The organism is Sulfolobales archaeon, from assembly GCA_038881635.1.
Classification (GTDB): Archaea; Thermoproteota; Thermoprotei_A; order Sulfolobales; family AG1; genus WYEN01.
The window spans coordinates 1-8,947 of the sequence record JAVZPJ010000014.1 but is presented as its reverse complement, the minus strand read 5'-3'; the positions used below and the strand labels follow the sequence as shown (position 1 = coordinate 8,947).

The window sequence follows — 8,947 nt, the reverse complement described above, 5'->3', positions numbered from 1 at the left end:
ATGATCACGGGCCCGCCGGGATTTGAACCCGGGTCCTCCGGCTCCGGAGGCCGGCGCCCTATCCTGGCTGGGCGACGGGCCCTCTATCTATTCTGTTTCTATCCATTTTCTTATTCTTTCTGCTACCTCGCTTGGGTATATTGAGAAGTTTTCTAGATCTTCTAGGTATTCTCTTAGGCTTTCTAGAGGGATTATCTCTCCTCCATCTTCTCTGAGTTCTGCTAGTACTCTCTCTATTTTTGCAAACATTATCTCTCTATCATCATGCTTATAGTACATTGCTTCGAATCCTTTCTCTTCTAGGTATTCTCTAAGTATGCAGCTCTCACATCTGTTTATAGTTCTTCTCTCGGGGTTTTCTAGTATTTCTAGGATCTCACTACATTCTCTCTCGAGATCTCCGCATAGATCTCTGCATTCCTCGGAAAACCCGCATAGATCTTCTCTAGAGATCTTACTAGAGCTCTCAGATCTAGCATTTAACCCAGGTCTTCCCAACCCCTCCATATAAACATCTAACCTCTTGATCTCTCACACCTTCTCCAAGCTTGATCACATTTCTACCATCGAATATAAGTATAGATCTAGAACCCGAGATCCTTACTATATCATCCGTTGTAAAACCTCTATAAATACTATGATCCGTGGATACCAGCACTATATTAGAACCTCTCAAAACAAACCCTAGATCTGATGATAAAACAACTCCCAAACCCTCAAGCAATAAATCTCTCTCTATAAATGGATCATGAACATAAATACTTCTAAAACCTCTAGAAATAAACTCTCTAACAATCCTATACGTAGGAGACTCTCTAGAATCAGGAATATCACCTCTATAACTCAAACCCAGAATAGAAATCTTCAGATCATCAGATTCTTTAAAACCCAGCTCATTCAAACCCTCAACAATCATATCAACAACTCTCACAGGCTGAAACTCATTAATAGACCTAGAAAGCCTTATAATCTCAGCACACCAGCAATCCCCACCCAAATTCTTCAAAGATCCTAGAACAAAGTAAGGATAATAAGGAAGACACACACCACCAACACCAGTACCCGGAGCATGAATATTAGAATAAGGCTGCGAATTCGCCAACTCCCTAACCTCCCAAAAATCAACACCAAACAATCTTGAAATCTCCGCAAGAGAATTAGCCAGAGCAATATTCACATCTCTATAAACCCCCTCGAAAAGCTTCGCCAACTCCGCAACCTCAAGAGAACTAGCCTTGAGAACCCCTCTCAAGCTGATCTCCGAATATAATTCCGAGACAATCTCTAGAGATAAAAGATCATACCCAGCAACAATCTTCGGATAGTTAAACACGAGATCATCAAAAGCCCTACCTATAGAAACTCTCTCAGGACTATAAGCAAGACCAAAATCCCGACCAGCTCTAAGACCAGAACTCTCCTCAAGAACATTCTTAACAAAACCTCTCGTAGTCCCCGGAGGCACAGAACTCTCTACAATAACAATACTACCTCTACCCATCACAGAACCTATCCTCCTAGAAGCATCCTCAATAAATCTAAGATCTGCAAAACCCTCGGAGAGAGGTACCGGAACTATAACTATAAACACATCAACATTCTCAGCATACTCTCTACCAAGTTCTGCAAGAGAAAACAAACCATCATAATAAGATCTGATTATAATCTCTCTAACCTTCTTCTCAGGATGCAGAACATGACCTCCTAATCTAAGCTCATCATAGATCCTCTCAAGATCTCTATCAAATCCCACTACTTTAAAACCTTTAGATAGAAATGCTGATGCTACAACAAGCCCTACTCTACCAAGCCCTACAACTCCTATAACCACATCTCTAGATCTTATTATACTCCTAGCCTTCTCAAGATCTTCTATATAGATCTTCATGTTACCTCCTTAGATACCTTCTAATCTTCTCAATAAAATCTCTAAACTCCTCAGAGATCTTCAGCTGATCCCAGTATATACCCTCAGGCTTTCTATAAACCCTCTTAGTCTTATAAATCCTTGACTGAGATACAATGAAATCAACAGGCAGATCATGTTTTTCCATAGGTATCTCCATATCTACTATCTGAAGCTCGTGAACATTAGTCACAACAGGAGTATCCTCCGAAACCTTATTAAACTCTCTCAATATAGCATACTCAAGATCCGAAAAACCTCCTCCCTTACCAACTCTAGCACCTTTAAAATTCACAGCTACAGACCCTACTACAAAAAGATCTATTTTAGGAAGATCCCAAGGATCAACTTTCTCACCCTTCTCCATAAAACTCCTGATACTAACCAGAGAACCATACTCAGACCTAGAATACCTAGCAGGATCTATGAGAATAAAACCATGCTGAAGTCTTGGAGATGGAACCACAAGAATCTTACCTTTCTCAAGAACAATTCTCCTAACATAAGACTGAGGAGTGTCAGGACCTACCTCAACAACTCTAGACCTCTCAAAGAAATCCGCTAGAGATAGGATCACAGCAGACGTGGTAGCTCCTATGAAGTTAGGAATCCTATTAAATATAGGTTTCGGAAATCTAGCCACACCTCTCGCATCTAATGTTATCCAGATCTGCTCTCTAATCTCTTCCTTGATCTTCTTAACATCCACAGCTTTAATAGATGAAAGCCCTGGTAACATATTAAATCCTTCAACCTAATAATCATTGATTAGGAGGAACACATTGAGCTCAGAAACCTGGATTAACGAGCTGAGAAGAAAGATCCTCAGACTCAAAGAGCTTAACAGAGATCCCTATAGAAGAGCTTACAAATACCACGCCACATCAACAGCTATGGAGATTAAAGAGAGATACTCACATCTAAAACCCGGTGAGGAGAGCGGAGATATACTCTCAGTAGCTGGAAGGATCTGGCATATTAGAAGACATGGAAAGATAATCTTCATAGACCTCCACGATCATACGGGGAGAATCCAGATTGTTATTAGAAAAGATCTTCTGAGAGAAAATGATAGAGAGATAATAGATCTAATTGATAAAGGAGATTTCATAGGAGCTAAAGGTAGGATCATAAGAACCAGAGCTGGAGAGATATCAGTACAAGCTGAGGAGATAGAGATCCTCTCAATCACGTGGAGACCCATACCATTCCACGAGTTCGGAATCAAAGATCCTGAGCAGAGATATAGAGAGAGATATCTAGACATACTGCTTAACACGAGAGTTAGAAAAGCTATCATAGATCTCTATAGAATCGAGATGAACATGAGAAGAATACTTGATTCAAAAGGCTTCATAGAAGTTCACACACCGAAACTCCAGCCCATATACGGCGGAGCCATAGCAAAACCTTTCATAACAAGAATCAACGCTCTCAATAGAGATGCTTATCTAAGCATAGCTCCAGAAACCTATCTTAAAAGACTTGTGGTCGCAGGAATACACAGAGTCTACGAAATAGCAGTATGCTTTAGAAATGAAGATATAGATACAACACACTACCCCGAGTTCATACAACTCGAAGCATACATGGCATTCGGAGACTGGGAGGATATGATGAACCTAACCGAGGAACTTATAGCTGAATCTATTAAAGAAGTATACGGAGATTACAAGCTAGAGATCACAAGAGAAGGAGGAGATAGAGAGGTTATAGACTTCTCAAGACCTTGGAAGAGGATCTCTCTCGAAGACGCCATAGAATCAGCTGGAGTTAAAGTAAGAGGATTATCATATGAAGAGATCCTTAGAACAGCTAGAGAACTCGAGATAGAGATATCAGATCCTAGAAAAGGAAAGATTCTAGAAAAGATCTTTGAGAAAACAGCTGAGAAAAACCTTAGAAACCCCACATTCATAACATTATTCCCCAGAGACATATCACCTCTAGCAAGACCTTATAGAGAGAACCCACAATACGCTGAGAGATTCGAGCTCTATATAGCGGGTATGGAGATAGCTAACGGATATTCAGAGCTGAACAATCCACTCATACAGTATATGGCATTCAAAGAAGAAGAAGAGCTTAGAAAGAAAGTTGGAAGAGAAGATATGGAATCTCATCCGATGGATAAAGATTTTATAAGAGCACTAGAATACAGCCTGCCACCAACAGGAGGTGTTGGCATAGGACTCTATAGACTTATAATGATCCTTTCAGGTCTTCCATCGATAAAAGATGTGATACCATTCACATACACAACACCAGAGGATTTCATGACAATAGCAGAGATAGCTCCGGATCTCCTGGAATTCTACAGAGATCTATATTAGAATCCTAGCATGGTAGCACGATCCCGAGACCAGCTTAGGAAGTAGAATGAGAATATAAAAAGCATTATAAACCCTCAGAAGAGCCGAGCCTTATCTATTAAATCACAAGATACTGTGAAAGCTTATAACTTGTTTTCAACCTCATTATAATAAGGTGCTGTCTGTGTACGGATTTAAAGTAGATTTCGACGAAGAAGAAAGAATTGCTCTTAGAGAAGCTCTTACAGACATGAAAGATCTTGTAAAAGCAGAGCTTTTTGTAAGCGATGAATGTGAATGGTGTGAAGCTACTATATCAATGCTTAGAACAATATCCGAGGAATCTCCTAGTAGAGATGGTAGAAATCTTTTCAAGGTAGAGATCTATAGGAAAGGCGTGAATGATGACATCATAAAGAAGCTAAGAATCAATAGATATCCTACGATACATCTTCTAGAAGGCTCTATCAGATACTATGGAATCCCTGCTGGTGAAGAGATCAGAGCATTTGTAGAGACTATAATAAGGATCAGCCAGGGAGATAGCGGTCTCGAAGGTAGTACTATAGAGAAGATAAAGAACTTCAACTCCTCAGCAGTTATAGAAACCATTGTAACTCCTTCATGTCCTTACTGCCCCTACGCAGTTCTACTAGCTAACATGGTAGCATTCGAATCATATAAAGCCGGTAAGAAGAATATCACTTCAATAGTAGTGGAAGCTTATGAGAATATGGACATAGCTGAGAAGTATGCAGTCAGCTCAGTACCTACTATAGCTATTAATGAGAGAGTTGAGTTCATAGGCGTACCCTACGAAGATCAGCTTCTCGACAGCATATACAGGATCGCTCAGAAGAAACCTGCTGCAAAACCATCTCTAGCAGGTAGATCTGTTGAAGATAAAGAGCTGAAAAGACTCATCCAGGAGGTTATTAAAGAAATCGAGGAGAAAGAAGAGAGTAAACAGTAGTACAGGGTTTAATCGGGTTATATCAAAGATCTGCCGATTTCTATCTGGAATAACATGATCTGCATAGATATACTATTGTATTAATGTTTTTATTAGCCTTCTAAGACTAGGTTACCATTGGTGGTTCTAATGTCAGCCGGAGAGAAGATTAAAACAACTATATCAGTTATAAAAGCAGACATAGGATCTTTAGCCGGACACCATGTTGTTCATCCAGATACAATAGCCGTAGCATCAAGAGTTCTCGCCGAGGCTAAGATGAAGGGTGTTATAATAGACTACTACGTTACAAACGTTGGAGACGACCTCCAGCTGATAATGTCTCACAGGAAAGGAGTTGACAATAGCGAGATCCACGAACTTGCTTGGAATGCTTTTAAAGAAGCTACAAAAGTTGCTAAAGAGCTAGGACTATACGCCGCAGGACAGGATCTTCTTAGCGATGCTTTTAGCGGTAATGTGAGAGGAATGGGTCCTGGAGTTGCTGAAATGGAATTCTATGAAAGACCTGCAGAACCCTTCATAGTATTCATGGCTGATAAAACAGAGCCAGGAGCTTTCAACCTACCTATGTACAGGATCTTCGCAGATCCATTTACAACAGCAGGTCTTGTAATAGATCCAAGACTTCACGAAGGCTTTAAATTCGTGGTATTCGACGTCTACGAAGGCAGAGAAGTCACATTCAACGCACCTGAAGAGATATACGACTTACTAGCATTAATAGGAACTCCCGGAAGATTCATTGTGAGAAGAATTTATAGAAAGAGTGATAACGAGATAGCTGCTGTAGTAAGTGTTGAGAGATTGAATCTAATAGCAGGACAATATGTAGGAAAAGACGATCCCGTTGCAATAGTAAGAACCCAGAGCGGTTTCCCAGCCGTAGGTGAAGTTCTAGAAGCATTCGCACACCCACATCTTGTGGCAGGATGGATGAGAGGAAGTCATCACGGACCTCTAATGCCTGTAGGACTTAGACATGCTAAGATGACAAGATTCGACGGACCTCCCAGAGTTGCTGCACTAGGCTTTAATGTTAAGAATGGAAGACTTATAGGACCTGCAGATCTATTCGACGACATTGCATGGGATGAGGTAAGAAGACTTGCTCTAATGATAACAGATTACATGAGAAGACACGGACCTTTCATGCCACATAGACTAGGTCCTGAAGAGATGGAGTATACAACACTACCTCAAGTACTTGAGAAGCTTAAGAATAGATTTGTAGAAACCGGAGAGAGAAAAGCAGCACAGCCTAAGGTTAGATCAGAGCTTCTATCTCATCACGATTAACTCTATAGAAGATCCAGAGGAGAAGCAATTGAGAACACCTGTTCTAGCAATAAATTATAAGAATTATAAGCAGGGGTATGGAGCTAGCGGGATAAAAATTGCTGAAGCTGCTAAAAAAGCTAGTGAGAAGTATGATGTAGAAGTAATAATAATACCACCTTTTACAGAGATAAGAAGTCTTCTCAGCATAGGACTCCCCATATACGCGCAACACGCAGACCCACTAGGTTATGGAGCTAACACCGGAAGCATACCTCTCGAAGCCTTGAAAGATATAGGTGTTAGAGGAGTTATGGTGAATCACAGCGAGAAGAAAGTAGATCTCAGGCATGTGGCTAAGGTTATCGAGATGAGCAGGAGAATAGGTCTTGAAACCCTGGTATGCGCAGAAGATACACAGATAGCTAGATTGATAGCTGTTCTAAAGCCTGATGCAATAGCTCTAGAACCTCCAGAACTTATAGGAACTGGAAAAGCTGTGTCTAAGGTCAGACCCGAGGTTATAACAGAAGGTGTTGAAGCTGTTAAAAGTATTGATAGAAGCGTGAGAGTACTAGCAGGAGCTGGGATTACAAGTTATGAAGATGTTAGAAAAGCTGTTGAGCTAGGATCTGAGGGTGTTCTCGTAGCCTCCGCAATAATGGTTGCAGAAGATCCTTCGAAAGTTATTGAGGAAATGGTTAGAGCACTTAAAAAATGATTTTTCCAATAATACTACGAATCACTCTACTTTAATCTCTTCTCCTTTTCTACCTTTAGTCTTCTTAAGCTTAATCTCTAGAACACCATTCTTATACGTAGCCTTAGCACTGCTAGCATCCACATCAGCTGGGAGATCTACCTCCTTATAATACTTCTTACCATTACTAGCCTCAATATAAAGCTTTCTACCTTCAACTCTTACCTTGATCTTATCCTTCTCAACACCTGGTATCTCTGCAACCACAGATATCATATCATCTTCTTCATACACATCAACTAAAGGCTCTATCTCTTCAGATAAAATTCTTCTAGGTCTGCCCTCCTCAATAATCATAGGTCTTCTATTTCCAAAGGTCTCAACCCTGGGAACACCGTCAGGTCCTATAGTTATTCTGAAGCCGTAGTAGTAGCTCTTCTTCTTAACATCTTTAGGAAGCTCTCTCTCGATATCGAAACTCTCCCATTTTCTTATAAACTCATTCATTTCCTCTTCTATCTCTCTGAAAAACTCATCAAATATATCAAATATGCTTCTCCTACGTCTATAACTCATAATCCTATCCCCCCAATAATATTATTGCTATCCATGTAGATTATATTTTTAACAGATCCCACGATCTTTTATTAGATAGATAAGTATGTAATGTAGAGAGTATGAGAGAACAGACGCTAGCTAGAGAAGCTATACTCAGCATACTCGTACACGGATTAGAAGGCTTGGACATAGTATCTAGAAGATATAGTATTCCCAAGAATCATCTTATCAATATTCTTGAGAAGAACAATATAATCCTCTCCGAGGAAAATCTGAGAAGACTAGATCTAGCTATGAAATACATAGAACTAGGAGGAGATGCCGAGAGAGTGAGCGATTATCTCAGCTGGAGCGATTTCGAAGGATTTGTACAAGAGCTTCTCAGAAAATATGGTTTTGATGTCATAAGAAACCTGAGAGCTCCACCACCTAGAGGTTTTGAGATCGACATCATAGGAGTGGATCTCCAGAGAAGAATACTACTCGTTATAGACTGCAAGCATTGGAGAAGAAGTAGAGAAAGTATACTAGCAGAAGTAGCTGAAAACCTTATAGAGAGAATCAACAGATTATTCCAGAGATGCATATACATTCTAAGAATAAATCCAAGATTAAAAGGAGAACACCTAGTAATCCCTATGATAGTAACTCTGAAGGAAATCTCATCTAGAAAGATCGGTGAAAACGTTCTAGTAACCCCCATAACACGCTTCAGAGATCTCATGAACAACCTAGAATACTACATAAGCGAACTAGAGCTAAAACCACTCAAAAGAACATGCATATAAAGAGGATCAAACATAAACAGTTGCCCAACCACCCCCGATCCTCTCTAAAACCCTAAACACATATCCAAGCATCAAGACCTCAGACAAGATAACATAAGAGAAGACATCAGAGAACAAAGACTATAAGTTCTTAAAATAGATAGATATTGGGCGGGGGTGCCCGAGCCAGGTCAAAGGGGTCGGGCTCAGGACCCGATGGCGTAGGCCTGCGTGGGTTCAAATCCCACCCCCCGCATACTTCCTTCGCTAGAAGGCCAGCTCATTTCTAATGGTCTTCTCATTATCAGCTTGGGATCTCGTTTAGAGAGCTCATACTCTACCTGTTCCTTAGTTTTTATAAGATGACAGCTTATAGGGTATAGGATGGTAGGATGAGATATTCTTTGAAAAATCTGATGAGAGGTATCCCACTCACTCTCAGATCAATGGGTT

The 8,947-nt window shown here is 40.4% G+C and carries 9 protein-coding genes and 2 tRNA genes; 6 read left to right on the top strand and 5 right to left on the bottom strand.

The window, feature by feature from the left end; genetic code table 11:
• Nucleotides 1-7 precede the first annotated feature (7 nt).
• The 4 genes from QXS89_07025 to QXS89_07010 form a co-directional block, all read right to left on the bottom strand.
• Nucleotides 8-82 (bottom strand) — tRNA-Arg (locus QXS89_07025).
• A 5-nt stretch (nucleotides 83-87) separates the two neighbouring features.
• Complete coding sequence (locus QXS89_07020; protein ID MEM3831926.1) at nucleotides 88-507, bottom strand: hypothetical protein; 420 nt, start codon at nucleotides 505-507, stop codon at nucleotides 88-90.
• Nucleotides 473-1,888 carry a nucleotide sugar dehydrogenase gene (locus tag QXS89_07015; GenBank protein ID MEM3831925.1) on the bottom strand — a complete coding sequence of 472 codons (1,416 nt, stop codon included), beginning with the start codon at nucleotides 1,886-1,888 and terminating at the stop codon, nucleotides 473-475. Before QXS89_07015 ends, QXS89_07020 begins: the two co-directional genes overlap by 35 nt.
• A gap of 1 nt (nucleotide 1,889) precedes the next feature.
• Nucleotides 1,890-2,645, bottom strand: a complete 756-nt coding sequence (locus QXS89_07010) for a 5-formyltetrahydrofolate cyclo-ligase (GenBank protein ID MEM3831924.1) — start codon at nucleotides 2,643-2,645, stop codon at nucleotides 1,890-1,892.
• Between the two features lie 43 nt (nucleotides 2,646-2,688).
• On the opposite strand from QXS89_07010, the gene lysS reads away from it, so the two are divergent.
• The 4 genes from lysS to tpiA all read left to right on the top strand — a co-directional run bounded on the left by lysS (nucleotide 2,689) and on the right by tpiA (nucleotide 7,190).
• Entirely contained in the window at nucleotides 2,689-4,239 is a 1,551-nt protein-coding gene (gene lysS / locus QXS89_07005; protein ID MEM3831923.1) for a lysine--tRNA ligase, read from the top strand.
• Between the two features lie 163 nt (nucleotides 4,240-4,402).
• The gene (locus QXS89_07000; GenBank protein MEM3831922.1) at nucleotides 4,403-5,191 is read left to right on the top strand and encodes a thioredoxin family protein; all 789 of its coding nucleotides are present in this window, start codon (nucleotides 4,403-4,405) and stop codon (nucleotides 5,189-5,191) included.
• A gap of 129 nt (nucleotides 5,192-5,320) precedes the next feature.
• Nucleotides 5,321-6,490: a fructose-1,6-bisphosphate aldolase/phosphatase gene (gene fbp / locus QXS89_06995; GenBank protein ID MEM3831921.1), complete on the top strand. Its 1,170-nt coding sequence runs from the start codon at nucleotides 5,321-5,323 to the stop codon at nucleotides 6,488-6,490.
• Nucleotides 6,491-6,518: 28 nt separating this feature from the next.
• Nucleotides 6,519-7,190, top strand: a complete 672-nt coding sequence (gene tpiA / locus QXS89_06990) for a triose-phosphate isomerase (GenBank protein ID MEM3831920.1) — start codon at nucleotides 6,519-6,521, stop codon at nucleotides 7,188-7,190.
• Between the two features lie 21 nt (nucleotides 7,191-7,211).
• Here tpiA and hsp20 read toward each other — a convergent pair whose 3' ends face one another.
• Nucleotides 7,212-7,745 carry an archaeal heat shock protein Hsp20 gene (gene hsp20, locus QXS89_06985; GenBank protein ID MEM3831919.1) on the bottom strand — a complete coding sequence of 178 codons (534 nt, stop codon included), beginning with the start codon at nucleotides 7,743-7,745 and terminating at the stop codon, nucleotides 7,212-7,214.
• Nucleotides 7,746-7,846: 101 nt separating this feature from the next.
• On the opposite strand from hsp20, the gene QXS89_06980 reads away from it, so the two are divergent.
• Together QXS89_06980 and QXS89_06975 are read left to right on the top strand one after the other, a co-directional pair.
• Entirely contained in the window at nucleotides 7,847-8,515 is a 669-nt protein-coding gene (locus QXS89_06980) for a restriction endonuclease (protein MEM3831918.1), read from the top strand.
• A 150-nt stretch (nucleotides 8,516-8,665) separates the two neighbouring features.
• Nucleotides 8,666-8,750 (top strand) — tRNA-Leu (locus QXS89_06975).
• The last annotated feature ends 197 nt before the right edge of the window (nucleotides 8,751-8,947 follow it).